This is a genomic window from Hylemonella gracilis str. Niagara R, assembly GCF_000600295.1.
GTDB classification, from domain to species: domain Bacteria; phylum Pseudomonadota; class Gammaproteobacteria; order Burkholderiales; family Burkholderiaceae_C; genus Hylemonella; species Hylemonella gracilis_A.
Genome location: NZ_JEMG01000001.1, coordinates 2,121,459 through 2,143,400, shown reverse-complemented (window position 1 = coordinate 2,143,400; position 21,942 = coordinate 2,121,459). Strand labels below are relative to the sequence as shown.

Genomic DNA, 21,942 nt, shown 5'->3' with positions numbered 1-21,942 from the left:
CAGCGCAACGATTGCCGGCCTTGAAGTTAATGCTGTGCGTTCATGGTGTTCTCTTGGTAGAGAAAGGATGGGCGGTGCAAAGGCCCGGCCTTATGAGGAAGTCCCCGAGGAGGCTGCGGCGGGCTCGTCCGTGAACCAGTGCTCGCGCGCCTTGAGGATCAGCGCCTTGGCGTCGTCTTCACCCTGACCGGTGATGGCGGTCAGTTCGTCGATGGCCAGGTCGGCCAGGTCGTCGAGCGTGTGCACTCCACCGTCGGCGAGTTTGGCGATCAGCTCGGCCGCCAGCGGCTTGCCCTGGAACTGCAGGTCGCGCAGATCTTGCGACACCTCATCCACACTTTCCTCGCGGGCGATCTCGAGCGTGAGCAGCGCGTCCTTGGCGCGGGCGCGCAGTTCGTTGACGGTGTCCTCGTCGAAAGCCTCGATCTCCAGCATTTCCTGCAGCGGGACGTAGGCCACTTCCTCCAGGCTGGTGAAGCCCTCGGTGATCAGGATGTCGGCGATCTCCTCGTCAACGTCCAGCTTTTCCATGAAGAGCTTGCGCAGCGTGCTAGTCTCGTCAGCCTGCTTCTGGGCCGACTCGGCGGCGTCCATGATGTTGATCTTCCAGCCGGTCAGCTCGGACGCCAGGCGCACGTTCTGGCCGCCTCGACCAATGGCGATGGCCAGGTTTTCCTCGTCCACCACCACATCCATGGCGTGCTTCTCTTCATCCACGACGATGGAGGACACGTTGGCGGGCGCCAGTGCGCCGATCACGAACTGGGCCGGGTCCTCGCTCCAGAGCACAATGTCCACGCGCTCGCCAGCCAGCTCGTTGGTCACGGCGTTGACGCGCGCGCCGCGCACACCCACGCAAGTGCCGATGGGGTCCACGCGCTTGTCATGCGAGAGCACGGCGATCTTGGCGCGGCTACCCGCATCGCGAGCACAGCTCTTGATCTCCAGCAAGCCCTGCTCGATCTCGGGCACTTCCTGGCGGAAGAGTTCGATCATGAACTCCGGCGCGGAACGCGACAGCAGGATGGCCGGGCCGCGTTGCTCGGTGTTGACCTCCATGATCATGGCGCGCACGCGGTCGCCAGCGCGGAAATTCTCCTTGGGGATCATTTCGCTGCGCTTGAGACGCCCCTCAACCCGTCCGCTTTCGACGATCAAATCGCCCTTGTCCATGCGCTTGACGGAACCGACGAAGATCTTCTCGCCGCGGCTCATGAAGTCGTTGAGCAGCATCTCGCGCTCGGCGTCGCGGATCTTCTGCAGGATGACCTGCTTGGCGGCCATGGCACCGATGCGGCCAATCGGCACGGACTCCACCGCCTCCTCGATGTACTCATCGACCTCGATGTCGGGAATCTGCTCCTTGGCTTCGAACAGCAGGATTTCCTGGTCGGGCAGTTGCAGGCCGGCCTCGTCGGGCACCACATGCCAGCGGCGGAAAGTTTCGTACAGGCCGGTATCGCGGTCCACCGCCACGCGGATGTCCACGTCGCCCTCGTAGAGCTTCTTGGTGGCCTGCGCGAGCGCGGCCTCGACGGCACCAAACACCACATCGCGCTCGACGTTCTTCTCGCGCGAGATGGCTTCCACCAACATCAACAATTCGCTGTTCTTGATCGAACTCATTTCTGAATCCCCTTCAACACTTCAAAACCTCAACCATTCTTTCCTGCGTCACCGCCTCACGCGTCCGTCGCGCCGCGGCCCTTGAAATTCACCACCGGCGCCAGTCTGGCCTCGCGCAGCTCATCCAGCGTGAATCCCAGCGCCTGCAGCGGCGCCGGCTCACGCTTCTTGCTCACACGTTGCCCAGGCTTGGGGGCGGGTGCGTCGCTCCAGACAATTTGCCAGCCGCCTTCGACTGTCTTCTCCAGCGTGCCACGGAACTTCTTGCGGTTCGCCGCGACCTTGCTGCCTGCCGCCGCGCCTTCGGCTCCCCGAGCGGCTTCTCCGATCGGTGCCTTGAGCGTGACGTCGATCACCTGGCCCGAAAAACGCTCGAAATCTTGTTCTTTTCGCAGCGGCCTATCAATGCCCGGCGAGGAGACTTCCAAACGCTTGTATTCGATGCCCTCGACTTCCAGCACGTACTGCAGTTGACGAGTGACCTTTTCGCAGTCCTCGACGTTCACGAACTGCTCGGGCTGGCCCGCGGTCCAGGGCAGATCGATCGTGATGCGCAAGAGCCCACCGGCGGAGCGTTCAATCTCCACCAATTCGTAACCGAGCCCGGTCACGGTCTGTTCGGCAACCTCTTGCAGCGTCAACTTGATCTTGTCCTTCGTCTGTAGCTCATGCACCATCCCGTCCGGCTCCTCGGGGCGGACACCGAGGCGTACCGCATGCGGCATGCACACTTGTGACGGGACAAATAAAAACGGGCGGTTGGATATCCGCCCGTTGGTCTAGATGCACTTTATTGTAGCCCAAATCCAGTGCAAAACCAAGCCCTGGCCCGGATTTTGCCCATGGGCGGCGCCGATTCAGCCCGGGTGAACATGGCAGGCGCAGGCCTCGCCGTGAGCCGCAGCCACCAGGTCGTTCAGGATGCCGCATCGACCGTCTTCATGCCGCCCGTCGCAGCGCGATTGCAATTGCAGTAGCTGCTTTTCCAGGGCCTGCATGCTTCTGAGGCGGGCGCGCACGCGGCTCAATTGCGCGGCCACCAAGGCATCTACCGCACCCGCATCGGTGGATGGCCCCGTCGTGTCATCGATGAAGCCCAGCAGACGCGCCACGTCGGCCAGGGGCATGTCCAGCGCGCGGCAATGCCGAATGAAGGCCAGCCGTTCCAGATGTGCCGTTTCGTAGTCACGGTAGCCGTTACCGCGCCGCGCCGGCGCTGGCAACAGACCTTGTTTCTCGTAGTACCGGATGGTTTCCACGTCCACGCCCGTTGCGGTGGCCAAATCCTTGATCTGCATGAGGTCCTCCGTCGCTGCTGGCTTGACACTGTAGTGGCTCCAGGGTTTCCAATCAGGCTGCAAGGAGAAAAACCATGTCCGCCCATTGCCATCACGACCACGATCTGCCCCCGGGGCAACCCCAGCAGCGCGCGCGTTACCGCACCATCCTCTGGATCGCCCTGCTGCTCAACGCCGGCATGTTCGCCCTGGAAATCGCGGCCGGCATCCAAGCCGGCTCCCTGTCCCTGCTGGCCGACGCCATCGACTTCGCAGGCGACGCGCTGAACTACGGGGTGTCGCTGGCGGTCCTGGCCGCAGCGCTGCATTGGCGTGCGCGCGCGGCCATCGCCAAGTCGCTGTCCATGATGGGCTTCGGCCTGTACATCCTGGCGCATGCGGTCTGGTCGGTCTGGCATGGTGAAGTGCCCGTGGCCGTGACCATGGGCGCTGTGGCCACCCTGGCCCTGGTGGTGAATGTGTCGGTGGCGGTGATGCTCTACGCCTTTCGCGAGGGTGACGCCAACATGCGCAGCGTCTGGTTGTGTTCGCGCAACGACGCCATCGGCAACGTCGCGGTCATGCTCGCCGCGCTGGGCGTCTTCGGCACCGGCGCCGCCTGGCCGGACCTGCTGGTTGCCTCGCTCATGGCCGCCCTGGCCCTGCAGGGCGGTTGGCTGGTGCTGCGTCAGGCACGCAGTGAGCTCCGGCAAGGCCGGTCTTGCAGGCCTTGATCAACGAAGCGCGCCGCACGACGGGCCAGGCACCCTGACCGGTTCACCATGATGCGCTCTGTCTGGCGCCTGCTCTTCCCAGCGGCTGCGGTGGCCCCGATACAGGCGCTGGGAGATGCTGCTTACCCAGAGATCTCGTCGGTGCTGTGGCAGGACATCGAGGACCTGAGCGCCTTGGGCGTCAACAAAACGCCCACCTTCTTCGTCAATGGACGCCCCTTGCCCAGCTTTGGCGAGGAACAGCTGTGCACCCTGGTGGCCGAGGAAATCCCACGGGCCAAGCGCGCAGACGGTTCAAGATGGGCCTGCGGCACGCACCAGGGTCTGCGTGTACGGATGCCTGGGTGCGTCCAGCAAAGCCAGCGCCGGGCCGGCTTCGACCACCTTTCCAGCCTGCATGACCAGCACCTCGTGCGCCATCGCGCGGATCACGTCCACATCGTGCGTGATGAGCAGGTAAGCCAGGCCATGGTCACGCTGCAGGCGCTGCAGCAGTTCCAGCACCTGCTTCTGGATGCTCACATCCAGCGCGCTGGTCGGCTCGTCCAGCACCAAGAGGCGTGGCCGCACCGCCAGTGCCCGCGCGATCGCGATGCGTTGGCGCTGGCCGCCTGAAAACTCATGCGGGTAGCGCTGCAGAAAGCCGGGGAACTGCCGCTCGTCCATACCGACCTCGGCAAGCACCTGCACCACCCGGGCCCGGCGCCCTGCCGCATCCAGCTCAGGCATGTGCACACCCAGGCCCTCGCCCACGATTTCCTCCACCGTGCGACGCGGCGACAGTGAGGAAAACGGGTCCTGGAAAACGACTTGAACTTTGCCTCGCAAGTCCTTGTTTTCCTTCTGATTTTTGCTCCATTTTTGCCCCAGGATGCGCAATTCACCCCCCACATCGCCGAGCGGCAACAGGCCCAGGGCGGCCAGCGCCAGGGTGGATTTGCCCGACCCCGACTCCCCGATCACACCCAGGGTGCGACCGGGGCGCAGTTCGAAATCAGCGCCCTGCACGGCAACGAATTCACCCCGCCCGAACCAGCCGCGCAGACCGGGCCGGGGGATCGGATAACGCACCCGCAAGCCACGCGCTTCCAGCAGCGGGCTTGCCGTGTCCGAGGCATGAGGCGGTGTTTCCAGCACGTCGCGCGCCGGCTTGCTGGCGATCAACCCCTGGGTGTACGCGTGCCGAGGTCGGGCGAACACCTCGTTCACCGGCCCCTGCTCCACGATGTGCCCGTTCTCCATCACGATGACACGCTGCGCGAAACGGCGCACCAGGTTGAGGTCGTGCGTGATCATCAACACGGCCATGCCGTGCTGGCGCTGCAAACCATCGAGCAGGTCCAGGATCTGTCCGCGCAGGCTCACGTCGAGCGCGGTCGTGGGCTCGTCCGCCAGCAACAGGCGTGGCTGACAGGCCAAGGCCATGGCGATCAGGGCGCGCTGGCGCTGGCCGCCACTGAGTTGGTGCGGATAGGCCGCCGCACGCCGCGCTGGTTCCGCAATACCGGTGTCCACCAACAACTCAAGGGCTCTCGCCCAGGCCGCCTTGCGCCCCATCCCCAGCTTGATCTGCAAGACCTCCGCGATCTGCTCTCCCACCGGGTAGAGCGGGTTCAGGGCCGTCATGGGCTCCTGGAAGATCATCGCGATGTCGCGCCCCCGCACGCCGCGCAAGGCGCGTTCACCCAACTGCAGCAAGTCGACCGGGCCAGGGCTGCCTTCGACCCCTGCAAACTGCGCCGAGCCGCTCACCTGCGCATCGCCCAGCAAGCGCAGCAGACTCAAGGCCGTGACCGTCTTGCCCGAGCCGGATTCACCCACCAGGGCGATCTTTTCGCCGGCCGCAATCTCAAAATCGATGCCGTGGACAACCGCCTTGCCGTCGAAGGCGACCTGCAGGTTCTGGACTTGCAACAACACACTCATGGGGCGGCCTTCCCGGTCTGCGCGGGCGCGGGTGGACTGACGTCCCGCTTGCGGGGATCCAGCGCATCGCGCAGCGCATCACCCATGAAGGTCAACAGCAGCAGCGTCAGCACCAGCACGGCGAAGGTGGACAAGGAAATCCACCAGGCGTCGATGCTGTTCTTGCCCTGGGCCAGCAGTTCGCCCAGCGAGGGGGTGCCGGGCGGCACGCCCAGACCCAGGAAATCGAGCGAGGTCAGCGCAAGAATGGCCGCGCTCATGCGGAAAGGCAGGAAGGTCACCACGGGCGTCAAGCTGTTGGGCAGCACATGCCGCCAGATGATCTGCGCATGGGACAGGCCCAGGGCACGTGCCGCGCGCACGTAGTCGAGCTGGCGGTTGCGCAGGAACTCCGCGCGCACGTAGTCGGACAGGCCCATCCAGCCGAACAGGCTCAACAGGATCAGCAAGAGCGACACACTGGGCGCGAACACGGCGCTGAAGATGATGAGCAGGTAGAGCTCGGGCATGGAACCCCAGATCTCGATGAAGCGCTGGAAAGCCAGGTCCGTCTTGCCCCCGAAGAAGCCCTGGATGGCGCCCGTGAACACACCCAGCACCACGCCTGTGACGGTGAGCGCCAGCGCAAACAGCACGCTCACCCGAAAACCGTACAGCAGCTGCGCCAGCAGGTCACGCCCCCGATCGTCCGTGCCCAACCAGTTGTCCGCCGTGGGCGCCGAGGGGTTGGGCGATTTGGCGAAGTAATTGAGCGTGTTCGGCCCGTAGGGATTAAGGGTGTACAGCACCCAGTTGCGCCCCGCGCTGAGGCGCTCCTGGATGTAGGGATCGAGGTAGTCGGTGGGCGTCTCGAAGTCCCCCCCGAAGGTGGTCTCGGGGTAGTCCTTGAGCATGGGAAAGTAGGTCTGCCCTTCGTAGCGCACGATCAGCGGCCGATCGTTGCTGATCAGCTCCGCGCACAGGCTGAGCAGCACCAGTGACACGAAGATCATCAGGCTGTAGAAGCCCAGGCGGTTGCGCCGGAAACGCAGCCAAGCCCTACGCGTGGGCGACAGGGAGCGTCCGGGGGCGGACGGGGCTGGGGCCTGGCTCGGTGTAGGCGTCATGGCCACGGGGGTGGAACGGGTCATGCCTTCAGTCAAATTTCACGCGCGGGTCCACCCACACGTAGCAGAGGTCGCTGATCAGCTTGGTCAGCAAGCCGATCAGCGTGAACAGGTACAGGGTGCCCAGCACCACGGGGTAGTCGCGGCGGATCACGCTCTCGTAACTCAACAGGCCCAGGCCGTCCAGCGAGAACAGGGTTTCGATCAGCAATGAGCCCGCGAAGAAGGCACCGATGAAAGCCGCCGGAAAGCCCGTGACGATGGGAATCAAGGCATTGCGAAAGACATGCTTCCAGAGCACCTGTCGTTCCGTCAGGCCCTTGGCACGGGCCGTGAGCACGTATTGCTTGCGGATTTCCTCAAGGAAGGCGTTCTTGGTCAACATGGCCGTCACCGCGAAACTGCCCAGAACCATGGCTATGACGGGTAAGGTGATGTGCCAGAGGTAATCTACGATGCGCGCGCCCCAGGACAGTTCTTCCCAGTTGGACGAGGTGAGTCCACGCAACGGGAACCACTGCAACTGCCCGCCAAAGATCACCAGCAAGGCCACGCCCAGCACGAAACCCGGAATGGCGTAGCCCACCAGGACAATCAACGTGGTCACCAGGTCGAAGCGCGAGCCCGCCCGCACCGCCTTGGCCACGCCCAGCGGCACGGCCACCAGGTAGCTGATGAAAAAGGTCCACAGGCCCAGGCTGATGGAGACGGGCAATTTCTCGACGATCAGCTCCCAAACATCCTTGTTCTGGAAGAAGCTGCGCCCCAGATCCAGCCGCGCGAATTGGCCGAGCATTTGGAAAAAACGCTCGTGCGCAGGTTTGTCGAAGCCGTAAAGGGCCTTGATCTGTTCCAAGCGCTGCGGGTCCACGCCCTGGTCCCCGCGGTAGCTGATGCCGCCCGATTCCGTGCCGCCACGCCCGGCAGCGGTGCGCGCCTCCACCAAGTACTGCTCCACCGGGCCACCGGGCACGAACTGGATCACCACGAAGGTGAGCAGCAGCACGCCCAGCATGGTGGGCAACATCAGCAGCAGGCGTTTGACGATGTAAGCGAACATGGGCACTCAGGGCTTGGGCAGGAACCACCAGGACGACATCAACCATTCCTCCGCCCGGGCATAGGGAGGCATGGGTTCCTTGTAGTTCAGCCGCTGCTGGTTGTACACCATGCGGTGCGAGGACAGGGTCCACTGCGGGATCAGGTAGTGGCTGTGCATGATCACCCGATCCAGCGCGCGGCAGGCCGGCAGCAACTCGGCCTTGTCGCGCGCCCTGGTCATCGCGGTGACCAGGGCGTCCACTGCCGGGCTCTTGGTGCCCGTGAGGTTGCTGGAAGCCTCCACGTCCGCGCGCTGGCTACCGAAATACTCCAGCATTTCCTGTCCAGGGTTGTGCGTGCCCTGGTAAGCCAGCGAGATGATGTCGAAGTCGAACTTGTCCAGGCGCTGCATGTACAGGGCATAGTCCACCGCTACGAAACGCAGGACGATGCCCAGCTTCTCCAGGTTGCGCGCCCAAGGCGTAACGCCGCGCAGGCCGCCTTCACGGCTGTCGAGGTATTCCAGCACCAGGGGATCACCCTGGGCGTTGCGTAGGGCACCATCGCGGTAGGTCCAGCCCGCGTCGGCCAGCAGCTGGCGCGCGCGGAGCAGGTTGTTCCGCAGCGACTGGCCCTCGCCTTCCGTGGTGGGCGGCGTGTACATGGGGCCAAACACGGCGTCCGGCACTTTGCCGCGCCAGGGCGCGAGCAAGGCCATTTCTTCTGGGCTCGGCAAACCCGTGGCCTGACATTGGGTGTTGCCGAAGAGGTCTTGCACCCGCGGATAGCTGCCGTAGAACATCTGGCGGTTCATCCATTCGTAGTCGATGGCCAGGCCCAGCGCCTCGCGCACGCGGGGGTCCTTCAGCTGCGGACGCCGCGTGTTGAGCACGTAGCTCTGAAAGCCAGCCGGAAGCAGGTGCGCCAGTTCCTTCTTCACCAGCACGCCCTGACGAAACAGCTTGCCATCGATGCGGCGCGCCCAATCGCCTGCCGAATAGATGGTCATGAAGTCGAATTCCCCGGCCTTGAGCGCTTCGAGCCGCGCGGTGTGGTCCTTGTAGATCTTGACCGTGATGCGGTCAAAGTTGTTGGCGCCCCGATTCACGTTCAGCCGACTGCCCCAATATTGGGGGTCACGCACATAGGTGATGTCGCGTCCGAAACGGACGGGGCCGATGCGGTACGGTCCGCTGCCGATGGGCGTGTCCGTCACAATCTCATCGAAGCGCTTGGGCTTGCCATCGGTCTGACGCCCCCAATCGCGGCTGAAGATGGGGATGCTGCCCACGATCAGCGGCAACTCCCGGTTGGGCACCTTGAAGCGAAAGCGGACCGTGCGCGCGTCCAGCACATCCAGGCCCGCCACCTCGTGCAGCAGGGTGGCGTAGCTGGGCATGGCATACGGACCGATCAAAGTCTCGTAACTGTGCTTGACGTCGGCTGCTTGCACGGGTTTACCGTCGTGGAAACGTGCCTCGGCCCGCAGGCGGAAGATGGCGCTGAGGCGGTCCTTGGGCACATCCACGCTTTCGGCCAGCAGGCCGTAGGCGGAAGCCGTCTCGTCCATCGAGCCGACGAGCAAGGTTTCGAAAATCAGCTGGCCCAGGTAAGCCGGAGGCGAGCCTTTGATGGTGTAGGGGTTGTATTTGTCAAAGGTGGAATAGCGCAGGTTGCTGACCATGCGCAGTTCGCCGCCCTTGGGGGCGTCGGGATTCACATAATCGAAGTGGGTGAAGCCGGGCGGGTACTTCAAGTCATCCCACAGGGCATACCCATGTGCCGCCCAGGCCGGTGCAAGACCCAGCCAGAGGAGAAAAATCAAGCAGAACCGCATGCGACAATTCTGCACCACGTTCAGCGCGGCCGGCAACGGTGAGGCCATCCACTTGCGGCGGGTGCCGCCACGCTGCATCGACATCGACACCAACACCTCTATTCCACAGGAGAGAAGAACCATGGGTTTTCTGACCGGCAAGAAGCTGCTCATCACCGGCGTGCTGAGCAACCGCTCCATCGCCTACGGCATCGCCAAGGCCTGCCATGCGCAAGGCGCTGAACTGGCTTTCAGTTACGTGGGCGAGCGCTTCAAGGACCGGATCACCGAATTCGCCGCCGAGTTCGGCTCCAAGCTGATCTTCGATTGCGACGTCGGCGACGATGCGCAGATCGAGAACCTGTTCAAGGATCTTTCAGCAACTTGGCCCAAGATCGACGGTTTTGTCCACGCCATCGGTTTCGCGCCGCGTGAGGCGATCGCGGGCGATTTCCTGGAAGGCCTGTCGCGCGAAGGCTTCAAGATCGCCCACGACATCAGCGCCTACAGCTTCCCGGCCATGGCCAAGGCGGCCCTGCCCTATCTGAACGACAAGGCGGCCGCGCTGACGCTGACCTACCTGGGCGCCGAACGCGTGGTGCCCAACTACAACACCATGGGTCTGGCCAAGGCTTCGCTGGAAGCCTCGGTGCGGTATCTGGCCGAATCGCTGGGTTCCCAACAGCGCGGCCTGCGCGCCAACGGCATTTCCGCCGGTCCCATCAAGACTCTGGCGGCCAGCGGCATCAAGGACTTCGGCAAGATGCTCTCGGCCGTGGCCGCGGCCGCGCCGATCCGCCGCAACGTGACGATCGAGGACGTGGGCAATGTCGCCGCCTTCCTGCTGTCCGACCTGGCGGCCGGCGTGTCGGGTGAGATCACCTACGTGGACGGCGGCTACAGCAAGGTGACGGCCGGCATGGCCTGAGCGGCGCCAGACGGCGCGTGGGTCGGCTGTCTTTTCAGCCGACCTTCAGTCGCGTTCGTGGCAGAGCAGTCCAGCGGCTCGCCCACCCGCCAAAGACCACACCCAGGATGCGAGCGCATCCAGGACGATCCAGGCGCAGAGGCCCATCAGTTGCCTTGCTTTTGCCCCCGCCGTCGACGGTTGGGTCGTTTGCACGGTCATGGCAGTCCTGCCTGTGGGTCAGAAGCGGTAGACCAAAGCCGTCATGGCCAGGTAGTTTTCCTTGGACTGCACGATGGGGCTGTCGGCGGCATCCCCGACCAGACGGCTCACACCGCCCGTGGTTTTCACCATCCAGTGCGGCGTGAACACGTGGGTCCAGTCGATGGTCAGCCTCAGGCTGTCCACCCCGCCACGGGGCGTGTAGGCGTCAAAGCGGCTGTTCGCCGCCTGCCTGTCGGTCACGCCAAAAAAGGTCTGGGCATAACGATCGCTGCCGGCGTGCACGCTGCCGGTCAGGGAAATCTGGTTGCTCGGCTTCGACCATACCGGTCCCGCCAGATCGACACGCCCGCCCCATCCGCGCCCGGTTTCCGTGATCGGCTGGTCCAGCGTCGCGCTCAAGCTCAGATCGCCCGGCAGGCGCACGCCGATCTGCAGCAGGACCAGCGTCGAGCCGGGAACATCGCCCATGCCCTTCAAATGGTCCGAGCCGGGCAGCAGGTAACGGTCTTCGTCGCTGCGGCCATCGTCGTACCCGAGCGCCACCGACGCAAAGACCCCATGGGAGAACTGCGTCCGGTAGCCCAGACCCTCCAGCGGATTGAGGAAGACGCCGTTGTCGAACTCGGCGGCGATGACCGGCAAAACGACGGGCTGGTAGTCCCGGCTGCCTTCGTAGCGCGGCGTCACGCCGCCCGCGAGCGACAACAGGTAGACGTTCTCGGCCTGGGCCGTTGGATGTCCCGCGAGGCCCAGGCCCAGCAGCATCAGGGGTAAGAGTGGGGAGGAAACAAAGAGGCGCATGGTCGTTAGGGTTCCAAAGTAGGAATCCCTAGTCTAGGAACACGGCGCGGTGGTGTCTGTCAAGAAGTTGCGCGAATCTGTGCGCAATTGTCTTCAAGCTTGTCCAGGCGCTCCCATGCGCCCGGGAAGACCTAGAATCCGCGCGGTCACGGGGCATCAACCACCCGAGCACTACACAAGACGGAGAGAAGCGATGGCCGAGGCAGCGCCGCTCAAACACCCCGTGCTGCTGATCGAGGACGATGACCGTCTCGCGCAGCTGATCGCGGAATACCTGGACGGCTACGAATTCGCCGTGACGATCGTGCGTCGCGGCGACCTGGCCGAAGAGGCTGTGCGCGCGCACCAGCCGGCCCTGGTCATCCTCGACCTGATGCTGCCGAACATGGACGGCATGGAAGTCTGCCGCCGGCTGCGTCGTTTCTCCAACGTGCCCGTGCTCATCCTGACGGCCCGCATCGATGTGTACGACCAGATCGCCGGCCTGGAAGTCGGCGCCGACGACTACGTGCTCAAACCCGTCGAGCCGCGCGTGCTGGTGGCGCGCGCCCGCGCCCTGCTGCGGCGCGCGCAGCCAACCGAACCGGCGCCCTCCCCCGTGGACGACGAGCGTCTGGTGTTCGGCGAGCTGCTCATCTCGCCGTCCAACCGCGCGGTGGCCTGGCGCGGCCAGCCGGTCGAGCTGAAGACGGCCGAATTCAACCTGCTGCTGGTCCTGGCCCGAGCCGCGGGCCAGGTGCTCAGCCGCGACGACATCCTCAAGCAATTGCGCGGCATCGAGTTCGACGGTCTGGACCGCACGGTGGATTCGGGCATTTCGCGCTTGCGTCGCCGTTTCGAGGATGCCTCGCCCGAACCACGCAAGATCAAGACAATCTGGGGCCGGGGTTACCTGTTCAGCCCCTCGGCTTGGGAAGAGTGAATGCTGCGCTCGCTGATCAAGCTGTACCTGCTCGTGGTGTTGGGCGCGGGCTTGTCCGTCGCGCTCATCAACCACGCCTTCCCCCTGTTGTTTCGTGAACGCATCACGGAAGAGGCCCGAGAGAGTTTCCGGGCCTTCACTTTTGTCCTGAAAGAGTACGTTCAGCGGTATCCCGGCGCGCAGCGGGAAGCGGTCCTGGCCGAGTTGCGACGACAAGCTGGAACCCGCTTTGAGCTATTGACGCTGGAGGATCTCGCGCCACGCTTGAACCCGGAACAATTGAACGACCTGCGCGCGGGCAAGCTTGTGCTTCTCAGCATGTACACGTCAGACTACATCCTGCCCTTGCCCGACGGGCTCGTCGCCCGATCCAAGTTCGACATGCTCGACAGCGGCATTCAAGCCCTGGCTTATGTCGTGGTGGCGCTGGCCATGCTGTTCTCCGTGTTGTTCTGGGTGCACTACCACTGGCGCGACCTGCGCAAGTTGCAGGACGCCGCCCGGGCCTTTGGCGCGGGGCGTTGGTCGACGCGGGTGCAGCCGTCGAGGAAATCGAACATCTATGACCTGTCGCGTCAGTTCAACGAGATGGCGCGCCAGATCGAGGACACCATCCAGCAGCAACGCGACCTGATGCACGGCATCTCGCACGAGCTCAAGACGCCGCTGGCGCGCCTGGAATTCGGCCTGGCCCTGCTGCAGTCGCCCCAAGATTCCGAGCGGGAGCGCGAACGCCAGCTGGCACTGCGCAAGGATGTGAGGGAACTGGACGAACTGGTCACCGAACTGCTGACCTTGAGTCGCCTGGAACAAGGCGCCGGACAGGCGGCGCTGATGTGGGTATCGGTCACGGAACTGATCGACAGCGTGGCCGCGGACATGGTGCATGACATCGCCGAGCGCGCGTTGCACCTGTCCGTCGTGGTCGATGGCGCCCCTGAGCAGCATGTCTGTGACCCCCGGCTGGTGGCGCGCGCCTTGCTGAACTTGTTGCGCAACGGCATCCGGTACGCGCGCCGGACCATCGTGCTGCGCGCCGAGACGGGCGCCGCGGGCGCGCTGGTGCTGAGCGTGGAAGACGATGGCCCGGGCATCCCCCCCGATGCGCGCGCGCGCGTTTTCGAACCGTTTTACCGCCAGGATGCCAGCCGGGACCGGCACACCGGCGGTTTCGGCCTGGGCCTGTCCATCGTGCGCCGCGTGGCCCTGGTGCACGGCGGTGACGTGGTGCTGGAGGAGGCCGTCACCGGAGGCGCCCGTTTTGCCATCACCCTGCCCGTGGGCGTGGCCCATGACCGCTGGCCTCACCCCCGGGGACATGGGCCGACCGAGGCCGAGCAAGAGGCAGGCCTGATGCCCAAGCACTCTGATCTGATCAGATGACCGCACTCACGCGGGTTCCATCGTGTGACGGCCCGGCTCCAGCGCGCGTGGGCTGATCCACGGCGTGTGATGAGTGCAGCGCGACCTGGATGTCGTGCAGACGCTGAGCGACGGCGCGCTGGCCGGCTTCGTACAAATAAGGCAGGGCCGATGTGTCCCAGAGGCCGACATGGCGATCTAGCGCAAGCTCAAGATGGATCACCTGCTGCCCCCGGGCTTGCGTGGCCTCGACCCGGGCCTGCATCAGGTTGTTGATCAAGGTGGTGCTGGTACGCGCCACCAGGCGTGACAAGCGGTCAACGCGACGCGGCATGCCGCCCTGGAAACCCAATGTCAGGATCAGGCGTGCTTCGGGCGCGGCTGCGATGGGCAATGGGTCGGACAGGACCCCGTCCACCAGGTGCCGCCCGTCGATGGCTACCGGAGGAAAGAGGATGGGCACGGCCATGCTGGCGCGCAAGGCGTCCACCAGCCGGCCTTGCGCGAGTGTCACCGGCTGGCCGGTGGCGGCCTCCGTCACAGCCACCCGCAAGGGCGTGGGCAACTGTTCCAGCAAGGTATCGCCGAAGGCCTGCTGGATGCGCCGCACGATCAGACGATCGTCACGCAAGGCGAAATCCGGACCGAACCCCGCCAAGCCAGGCATGAGCATCTGAGCGTAAGCGCGCCAGCGCCGCTGCTGCGTCAGCTCGGCAGACCAGAGCGTGGTGGCCAGGCGCAGCGCGCGTTCGCCATGCATGCCGCAGGCGATCTGCGCGCCAAACAGCGCGCCCGAGCTGCAACCGACGACCAGATCGGGCCGGATGCCTTCGAGGGCCAGTTGTTCCACGATGCCCAGCGCGGCGACACTGCGCACGCCCCCGCTGCCAAGCACCAGCGCCAGGGGACAGGGATGGGAATCAGGGAGGGCGGTCTGTCGTGGTGAGGAAGTCGACATGGTCACAAAGCCAGGGTGGAATGAAGCCTTGCATCTTCGGCACCTGCAGCAACCCTGTCTTCGCATCGCGCGCCGCATGGATGCGCAATGGGCGCGGATTCGTGCCTGTGACTTCAGCGGCGTGCGGCCTCGTCCGACGCCGGCAACATGAGTTCGGCATCGGCGCGCACGCGCAGGAAGGCGGCGAACCGTGGCAGGCCATCCGCCGTCAGGCCCCGGTAGCGGTAGCTGACCCAGCTGCCGGGTGGCGGTGGATGCGTGCGTTGCGCATCGCTGAAGCCCGTGCCCAGGCGAAAGCGCCGGCCATCGGGGGTCTGCACCAGCAGCGCGCCCATGCGCCCCGTGTGGCGCCCCCGACCCGGCAGATGGGACAGCACCTGGGCCTCGGCATCCTGGAAGGGCTTGACCTTGAGCAGGTCGTCGCCTCGTCCAGCCCGGTACCTCGCCTCGCCCCGGTGCAGCATCAAGCCCTCGCCGCCAGCCTGTACCGTCGCATCCAGCAGGCGGTCCAGCTCGGCCTGCGTGCCCACCCGGCGTTGTTCGACGATCTGCAACCAGGTGCTGGAAGGTGTACCGCGCAAGCCTTCCCGCAGGGCCGTCATGGCCGCCACGCGTTCGGTGAAGGAGCCGCCATGGTCTGGCAGGTCAAACACCATGAAGCGCAGTCGTTTCCAGGCGCTGTTCTCGGGCGTGATGCGCGCGACCGTGCCCGCGGTTTCTTCGAATTGGCCCCGACCTCCCCAGAGTTCGCCGTCCATGGCCTGGTCCGGCCACCCATGGGTGAACCAGGTGGGTGCGTGGATGCGGTGGCCACCGCGCGAAACCAATTGGTGCCCATCCCAGCGGGCGCGCACACCATCGAATTTTTCGCTGACCCAGTAGTCCGGCAAATGCAGGCTGGGCTGCGCGTCAGGGCGGTATTCGCCAGCGAGCAGCAGGCGCGGCGGCTGGTTCTGCGACCACGCCGAGACGGTTGCTATGGCCAGCATGCAAAGCATCAAGACGGCGACCACGCAGCGCTTTGAAGGAGGCCTGAGTGCGAAGTTCATCGGGCCATCGTAGGTCGAGGCATGCTTGCACGAAAGCAACTGCATCGGTGTGAAGCGCGAATTCTTGAAGTGCTGAATTCGATCCAGCCGCTCGGGTACACCCCGGGGCACTGGCGTTGGCCCCTATTGGATAATCCGTTCGGCACGGGACACCGATGGCGAAGATGACAGCGGTCCCAGCTCGCGCACCTCCCGATCGCCCCGAGGACACCATGTTCATGCGATGGTCCACCGACGACCTGCCCCAGACCCAGCGCTTCGAGCAATGGCGTGAGGCCTGCTCGCAGCATGTCTACGCACTCACGCCCGAACATCGGACGCGTGGAACGTTTCAGGGCAGCATCAGTCGGCACAGGCAGGGCGGACTGGACGTGACCGACATCCGGTGCGATGGTCATCTGGTGCGACGCAGCCAGCGGGACATCGATGAACAGCCCGGCGATACCTATTACATCTACCTGCAGGGACAAGGCCGCGTCTGGTTCGAGCAGCAAAGCCGCCACTGCGTCCTGGAGTCCGGCGACATGGTCATCGCCGACCCGAACATCCCCTTCAGCACGGGCACGGACCGGCTGTTTGATTTCCGGCTCTGGCGTGTCCCGCGCCGCCGACTCCAGGCGCGGCTGCGGCTGGGATCATCCGGACTGGCGATGCAACGGATCGATAAGGACTGCTCGGAACGCGAACTCATAACCCACTGGCTCGACGGCCTGCTGCATCACCACGCAGGCCTGTCCACGGCGAATTTGGAACTGGCCCTGGAGACGCTGCACATGCTGGTGGCCGGCGTCGTCGGTGCTCCGTCTGAAACGCAGGAATCGGTGCGCCGTGCCCGCCGCAGGGCCTTGCTTGCGCGCGTCCAAAGGGAGGTGGCGCAGCGCGCGCGAGAGATGGATCTGAGCCCCGAGCGCGTCGCCAGCGCTTTCGGCATGTCGGTGCGCACCCTGCACGAACTCTTCGCGCTCTCGGACCTCAGTTTCCATGAGTTCCTCACGCAGGCACGGCTGGAACGTGCACGGGCGTTGCTGCACGAGGCTGCCTGCCAACACCTCAGCACAGTCGAGATCGGCTTCGAAGCCGGCTTCGGCGAGGTGTCGACCTTCTACCGGCGTTTCAAGCAGCGTTACGGCATGACGCCGGGTGAATGCCGTGCCGGCTCTGCGCAGGCCAGCACGGCGCCGCGCTGACCACGCGCATCGGCACCCGCATCAGGCCTGCACGCAGTCCGCGAAATAGCGCTTGTTCCCGGTCGCGTCCTTGACTTCCACGAGCCCGTGGATGTCGGTCTCGAAACCCGGGCACTCCTGGTTGAACTTGCGCGCGAACTTGAGGTAGTCCACGATTTTCCTGTTGAACACCTCGCCCGGGATCAGCAGCGGGATGCCGGGCGGGTACGGCGTGATCAAGCCGACCGTGACGCGGCCTTCCAGTTCGTCTATTTCCACGCGCTCGGTGCGGCGGTGGGCGATGTGCGCGTAGGCGTCGCTGGGTTTCATCGCCGGCAACAGGTCGCTCAGGTACATCTCCGTCGTCAGGCGCGCGATGTCGTAGTTGGCGTACATCTCGTGGACGAAGTGGCAGAGGTCGCGCAGGCCCATGCGCTCGTAGCGCGGGTGCTTCTGACAGAACTCCGGCATGATGCGCCACATGGGTTGGTTCTTGTCGTAGTCGTCCTTGAACTGCTGCAAGGCCGTCAGCAAGGTGTTCCAGCGGCCCTTGGTGATGCCGATGGTGAACATGATGAAGAAGCTGTAGAGCCCCGTCTTCTCGACCACCACGCCGTGCTCGGCCAGGAACTTGGTCACGATGGCCGCCGGAATGCCGGTCTTGTCGAACTTGCCATCCAGGTTCAGGCCGGGCGTGACGATGGTGGCCTTGATCGGGTCCAGCATGTTGAAGCCATCGGCCAGCTGGCCGAAGCCGTGCCACTTGCTCTTCGCGGACCGGCCATCGCTGCGGATGATCCAGTCCTCCGCGGTGCCCATACCCTCCTCGGTCTGCCCTTCCGGGCCCCAGACCTTGAACCACCAGTCCTTGCCATACTCCTCGGCCACCTTGCGCATGGCGCGACGGAAGTCCAGCGATTCGATGATGCTTTCCTCCACCAGCGCGCGCCCGCCGGGCGGCTCCATCATCGCCGCGGCCACGTCGCAGCTGGCGATGATGCTGTACTGCGGGCTGGTGCTGGTGTGCATCAGGTAGGCCTCGTTGAAGAGGTGATGGTCCAGTTTCTGGTTCTCCGCGTCCTGCACCAGCACATGGCTGGCCTGGCTGATGCCGGCCAGCAGCTTGTGGATGGACTGGGTGGAATAGACCACCGAATTCTTGGGCCGCGCGCGCTTCTTGCCCATGGCGTGGTAGCGCCCGTAGAAGGGGTGGAATGCCGCGTGAGGCAGCCAGGCTTCGTCGAAGTGGAGGTTGTCCACGTAACCGTCAAGCAGGCTCTTGATGGTCTCGGTGTTGTAGAGCACGCCATCGTAAGTAGACTGCGTGAGCGTCATCACGCGCGGTCGCACCGATTTTTCATCGACCCCCTTCAGGAGCGGATTGGCCTTGATCTTGGCCTGGATGGCGGCAGGCTCGAACTCGCTCTGCGGAATCGGTCCGATGATGCCGTAGTGGTTGCGCGTGGGCTTGAGAAAGACCGGAATGGCGCCGGTCATGATGATGGCGTGCAGGATGCTCTTGTGGCAGTTGCGGTCCACCACCACCACATCGCCTGGCGCCACGGTGTGGTGCCAGACAATCTTGTTGCTGGTGCTGGTGCCGTTGGTCACGAAATAGCAGTGATCGGCATTGAAGATGCGCGCGGCATTGCGCTCGCTCTCGCCGATGGCACCGTTGTGGTCCAGCAGTTGGCCGAGTTCCTCCACCGCGTTGCACACATCGGCGCGCAGCATGTTCTCGCCGTAAAACTGGTGGTACATCTGGCCCACCGGGCTCTTGAGGAAGGCCACACCACCCGAATGGCCGGGGCAGTGCCAGGAGTACGACCCGTCCTCGGCGTAATCCAGCAAGGCCTTGAAGAACGGCGGCTGCACGCCTTCCAGGTAACTCTTGGCCTCGCGGATGATGTGGCGCGCCATGAACTCCGGCGTGTCTTCGTACATGTGGATGAAGCCGTGCAACTCGCGCAGGATGTCGTTGGGCAGGTGCCGGCTGGTCTTGGTCTCGCCGTAGATGTAGATGGGCACGTCGGCGTTCTTGCGCCGAACTTCCTCGATGAAGCGGCGCAGGTTCTGCACGGCGGGGGCGACCGTCACATCCGTGGCCAGCGCGAATTCCTCGTCGTCGATGGACAGGATGAAGGCGCTGGCGCGACTCTGCTGCTGGGCGAATTGCGACAGATCACCATAACTCGTCACACCCAGAACCTCGAAACCCTCTTTTTCGATGGCTTCGGCCAACGCCCGGATGCCCAGGCCGGAGGTGTTTTCGGAACGGAAGTCTTCGTCAATGATGACAATGGGGAAACGGAATTTCATACGCGAAATGTCATGTGTAGGGATATCACGAGCGCCCCGTCGCGTTGCCGCACAATGAGGATCGAACAAACCGAATTGGAACACAAGGAAAAGTCCATGGCGGATTCAACCCTCTGGTGGCTGGCCACCGGCATCCTGGTCGCGGCCGAATTGCTGAGTGGCACCTTCTACCTGCTGATGCTGGCCCTGGGCGTGGCCGCCGGTGCCCTGGCCACGCACGCCGGGTTGCCGGCCAGCGGCCAGATCACCAGCGCGGCACTGGTCGGCGCGCTGGCCGTGCTGGTCTGGTACCGCCTGCGCCGCCGCGCGCGCACCACCTCGCGCGCCAACGCCAACCGGGATGTGAACCTGGACATCGGTGAAACAGTGCAGGTCCAGCGATGGGACACCGACGGCACGGCCCGCGTGAAATACCGAGGCGCCAGTTGGTCGGCCGCCACCGCCCATCCCCAGGAGGCCCAGACACCCGGGCTCTACCGCATTGTCGAAGTGCGTGGCAACCGATTGCTGCTGAAAAGACGCGATGACGATGCGCCCGCGCCCTGAACACCCCGCCGATCAACGCGACCACGCCCTGTAACACTGAAAGTCCCCAATGGAAATAGCCATCGTCCTGCTCGTCATCGCCGTCATCTTCATCAGCCGCTCGGTCAAGGTCGTGCCACAGCAAAATGCCTGGGTCGTCGAACGCCTGGGCAAGTACCACGGCGCGTTGACACCCGGTTTGAACTTCATTTTTCCCTTCATCGACAAGGTGGCCTACAAGCACAGCCTGAAGGAAATTCCGCTCGACGTGCCCAGCCAGGTCTGCATCACGCGCGACAACACGCAGCTGCAGGTGGACGGCATCCTCTACTTTCAGGTCACCGACCCCATGCGCGCGAGCTACGGTTCCTCCAACTACATCGTGGCCGTGACCCAGCTCGCGCAGACCACGCTGCGCAGCGTGATCGGCAAGCTGGAACTCGACAAGACCTTCGAGGAACGCGACATCATCAATGCCCAGGTGGTTTCGGCCATCGACGAGGCCGCGCTGAACTGGGGCGTCAAGGTTCTGCGCTACGAAATCAAGGACCTGACACCGCCCAAGGAAATCCTGCTGGCCATGCAGTCCCAGATCACCGCCGAACGCGAAAAGCGCGCGCTGATCGCCGCGTCCGAGGGCCGGCGACAGGAACAGATCAACATCGCCACGGGCGAACGTGAAGCCTACATCGCGCGTTCCGAGGGCGAAAAACAGTCCATCATCAACAAGGCCCAGGGCGAGGCGGCGTCCATCACCGCCGTGGCCGAGGCGACGGCCGAAGCCATCGCGCGCGTGGCCGCTGCCATCCGCCAGCCCGGCGGCGAACAGGCCGTGCAGCTCAAGGTGGCCGAAAAAGCCGTCGACGCCTACGGGCAGGTGGCCGCCGACGCCAGCACCACGCTGATCATCCCTGGCAATATGAGCGAGGTTTCGGCCCTGATCGCCTCGGCGATGACCCTGGTGCGGCAAGCGCCCAAGAACTGAACCCCTGCCCTGCCCTGCGTCCACCGGCGCTGACCTCGCCGTCAGCGCCTGGATAATCCCTCCCCAGCTCGACACAAACCCTTCGGTCTGCTGCTGGCGGCGCACTTCGCGCCGCTTTTTTCGTTTGCCCTCTTTTCACTCCATGACCACCCGCCAGGGCGTAACGCTCTCCCTGCTGTCTTCCCTGCTCTTCGGGCTGATGTACTACCTCAGCACCTTGCTCGCCCCCCTCTCGGGCACGGAGGTGTATGGCTGGCGCATGCTGATGACCTGGCCCGTGATGACGGCCTTCCTGCTCATGGGCGAGCGCTGGGGCGGCATCGGCCGCGCCTGGCTGCTGGTGCGCACGACCCTGGCGCGCCTGCGTCAAGAGCCCCTGCTTTGGCTGGTGCTGCCGCTGTCGTCCGCCTTGCTGGGCGTGCAGCTCTGGCTTTTCGTCTGGGCGCCGCAGGCGCGCCACGGACTGGATGTGGCCATGGGCTACTTCCTGCTGCCGCTGACCATGGTGCTGGCGGGACGCCTCATCTACCGGGAAAAGCTCAGCGTGCTGCTGCGCGCGGCGGTGTTGGCGGCCGGCCTGGGCGTGGGGTACGAGCTTTGGCGCGCGGGCCATTTCGCCTGGCCCACCGCGCTGGTGGCGCTGGGTTACCCCGTGTATTTCGTCCTGCGGCGGCATTTCCGCACCAACCACCTGGGTGGTCTGTGGTTCGACCAACTGCTGATGCTGCCCGTGGCGGCCTGGTTCGCCTTCGGCGTGGACGGCTCGGGCTGGCATGTGTACCTGGATCGGCCCGCCCTACTGCTACTGGTGCCCCTGCTGGGCCTGATCAGCGCCAGCGCCCTGCTGCTCTACATCCTCTCCAGTCGCGGCCTGCCCATGGGTCTGCTCGGCCTGCTGGGGTATGTGGAACCCGCCGTGCTGGTGCTGATCTCCCTGCTGCTGGGGGAGCGCATCGACGCGGGGCAATGGGTGATCTACCTGGCCATCTGGATCGCCATCCTTCTGCTGATGGCGGAAGGACTCCTGCGATTGCGGGAACGCAGGTAAACAGATAGGGTGCGTCTGAGGTGACCATTCATCGTCCGCGTAAGAGGCCCCCAACCGATGGATGGTCCACGACCGAGCCAGTCTTGGGCGTCAGATTCCTCGCATCAACCTGAATCCTTGCCTACTTCGGAGTTTCCAGCCATGAAACA

Annotated in this window: 19 protein-coding genes; 8 read left to right on the top strand and 11 right to left on the bottom strand. The window is 64.5% G+C overall.

Annotated features, from left to right (window positions below; all coding sequences use genetic code 11):
- Positions 1-90: 90 nt before the first annotated feature.
- The 3 genes from nusA to AZ34_RS09905 form a co-directional block, all read right to left on the bottom strand.
- Complete coding sequence (gene nusA, locus AZ34_RS09915; RefSeq protein ID WP_035607604.1) at positions 91-1,626, bottom strand: transcription termination factor NusA; 1,536 nt, start codon at positions 1,624-1,626, stop codon at positions 91-93.
- A 56-nt stretch (positions 1,627-1,682) separates the two neighbouring features.
- The gene (gene rimP, locus AZ34_RS09910) at positions 1,683-2,303 is read right to left on the bottom strand and encodes a ribosome maturation factor RimP (protein WP_419670229.1); all 621 of its coding nucleotides are present in this window, start codon (positions 2,301-2,303) and stop codon (positions 1,683-1,685) included.
- A gap of 180 nt (positions 2,304-2,483) precedes the next feature.
- Positions 2,484-2,924 carry a Cd(II)/Pb(II)-responsive transcriptional regulator gene (locus AZ34_RS09905; RefSeq protein WP_035607601.1) on the bottom strand — a complete coding sequence of 147 codons (441 nt, stop codon included), beginning with the start codon at positions 2,922-2,924 and terminating at the stop codon, positions 2,484-2,486.
- Between the two features lie 74 nt (positions 2,925-2,998).
- Between AZ34_RS09905 and AZ34_RS09900 the strand changes: the two genes are divergently transcribed.
- The gene (locus tag AZ34_RS09900; protein WP_051509667.1) at positions 2,999-3,637 is read left to right on the top strand and encodes a cation transporter; all 639 of its coding nucleotides are present in this window, start codon (positions 2,999-3,001) and stop codon (positions 3,635-3,637) included.
- 294 nt (positions 3,638-3,931) lie between these two features.
- On the opposite strand, the gene AZ34_RS09895 is transcribed toward AZ34_RS09900, so the two are convergent.
- The 4 genes from AZ34_RS09895 to AZ34_RS09880 are packed head-to-tail and all read right to left on the bottom strand — an operon-like array spanning position 3,932 to position 9,547.
- On the bottom strand, positions 3,932-5,563 hold the full coding sequence (locus AZ34_RS09895) for an ABC transporter ATP-binding protein (protein ID WP_035607599.1): 1,632 nt from the start codon (positions 5,561-5,563) through the stop codon (positions 3,932-3,934).
- Positions 5,560-6,669 carry an ABC transporter permease gene (locus AZ34_RS09890; RefSeq protein ID WP_081767323.1) on the bottom strand — a complete coding sequence of 370 codons (1,110 nt, stop codon included), beginning with the start codon at positions 6,667-6,669 and terminating at the stop codon, positions 5,560-5,562. Before AZ34_RS09890 ends, AZ34_RS09895 begins: the two co-directional genes overlap by 4 nt.
- A 28-nt stretch (positions 6,670-6,697) precedes the next feature.
- The gene (locus tag AZ34_RS09885) at positions 6,698-7,729 is read right to left on the bottom strand and encodes a microcin C ABC transporter permease YejB (RefSeq protein WP_035607596.1); all 1,032 of its coding nucleotides are present in this window, start codon (positions 7,727-7,729) and stop codon (positions 6,698-6,700) included.
- A gap of 6 nt (positions 7,730-7,735) precedes the next feature.
- The gene (locus AZ34_RS09880; protein ID WP_035611396.1) at positions 7,736-9,547 is read right to left on the bottom strand and encodes an extracellular solute-binding protein; all 1,812 of its coding nucleotides are present in this window, start codon (positions 9,545-9,547) and stop codon (positions 7,736-7,738) included.
- 121 nt (positions 9,548-9,668) lie between these two features.
- Here AZ34_RS09880 and fabI point away from each other — a divergent pair, with 121 nt between their 5' ends.
- Positions 9,669-10,454, top strand: coding sequence for an enoyl-ACP reductase FabI (gene fabI, locus AZ34_RS09875; protein WP_035607593.1), 786 nt, complete (start codon positions 9,669-9,671; stop codon positions 10,452-10,454).
- A gap of 219 nt (positions 10,455-10,673) precedes the next feature.
- Here the strand turns inward: fabI and AZ34_RS09870 are convergent, their stop codons facing one another.
- Positions 10,674-11,459: a MipA/OmpV family protein gene (locus AZ34_RS09870; RefSeq protein ID WP_081767163.1), complete on the bottom strand. Its 786-nt coding sequence runs from the start codon at positions 11,457-11,459 to the stop codon at positions 10,674-10,676.
- 193 nt (positions 11,460-11,652) lie between these two features.
- Here AZ34_RS09870 and AZ34_RS09865 point away from each other — a divergent pair, with 193 nt between their 5' ends.
- Both AZ34_RS09865 and AZ34_RS09860 read left to right on the top strand, forming a co-directional pair.
- Positions 11,653-12,381: a response regulator gene (locus tag AZ34_RS09865; RefSeq protein ID WP_035607590.1), complete on the top strand. Its 729-nt coding sequence runs from the start codon at positions 11,653-11,655 to the stop codon at positions 12,379-12,381.
- The gene (locus tag AZ34_RS09860) at positions 12,382-13,764 is read left to right on the top strand and encodes an ATP-binding protein (protein ID WP_081767162.1); all 1,383 of its coding nucleotides are present in this window, start codon (positions 12,382-12,384) and stop codon (positions 13,762-13,764) included.
- Here the strand turns inward: AZ34_RS09860 and AZ34_RS09855 are convergent.
- Complete coding sequence (locus AZ34_RS09855) at positions 13,757-14,701, bottom strand: patatin-like phospholipase family protein (RefSeq protein ID WP_035607588.1); 945 nt, start codon at positions 14,699-14,701, stop codon at positions 13,757-13,759. The genes AZ34_RS09860 and AZ34_RS09855 overlap by 8 nt on opposite strands.
- Positions 14,702-14,814: 113 nt before the next feature.
- A complete protein-coding gene (locus AZ34_RS09850; protein ID WP_081767322.1) occupies positions 14,815-15,750 on the bottom strand; it encodes a DNA ligase in 936 nt (311 codons plus the stop codon).
- A 212-nt stretch (positions 15,751-15,962) separates the two neighbouring features.
- Here AZ34_RS09850 and AZ34_RS09845 point away from each other — a divergent pair, with 212 nt between their 5' ends.
- The gene (locus AZ34_RS09845) at positions 15,963-16,937 is read left to right on the top strand and encodes a helix-turn-helix domain-containing protein (RefSeq protein WP_035607586.1); all 975 of its coding nucleotides are present in this window, start codon (positions 15,963-15,965) and stop codon (positions 16,935-16,937) included.
- A gap of 21 nt (positions 16,938-16,958) precedes the next feature.
- Here the strand turns inward: AZ34_RS09845 and AZ34_RS09840 are convergent, their stop codons facing one another.
- Positions 16,959-19,235 carry an arginine/lysine/ornithine decarboxylase gene (locus AZ34_RS09840; protein WP_035607583.1) on the bottom strand — a complete coding sequence of 759 codons (2,277 nt, stop codon included), beginning with the start codon at positions 19,233-19,235 and terminating at the stop codon, positions 16,959-16,961.
- 96 nt (positions 19,236-19,331) lie between these two features.
- Between AZ34_RS09840 and AZ34_RS09835 the strand changes: the two genes are divergently transcribed.
- From AZ34_RS09835 to rarD, 3 genes are all read left to right on the top strand, one after another.
- Positions 19,332-19,781: an NfeD family protein gene (locus AZ34_RS09835; RefSeq protein ID WP_035611388.1), complete on the top strand. Its 450-nt coding sequence runs from the start codon at positions 19,332-19,334 to the stop codon at positions 19,779-19,781.
- Positions 19,782-19,830: 49 nt separating this feature from the next.
- On the top strand, positions 19,831-20,745 hold the full coding sequence (locus AZ34_RS09830; RefSeq protein WP_035607580.1) for an SPFH domain-containing protein: 915 nt from the start codon (positions 19,831-19,833) through the stop codon (positions 20,743-20,745).
- 142 nt (positions 20,746-20,887) lie between these two features.
- On the top strand, positions 20,888-21,793 hold the full coding sequence (gene rarD, locus AZ34_RS09825; RefSeq protein ID WP_035607577.1) for an EamA family transporter RarD: 906 nt from the start codon (positions 20,888-20,890) through the stop codon (positions 21,791-21,793).
- Positions 21,794-21,942 lie beyond the last annotated feature (149 nt).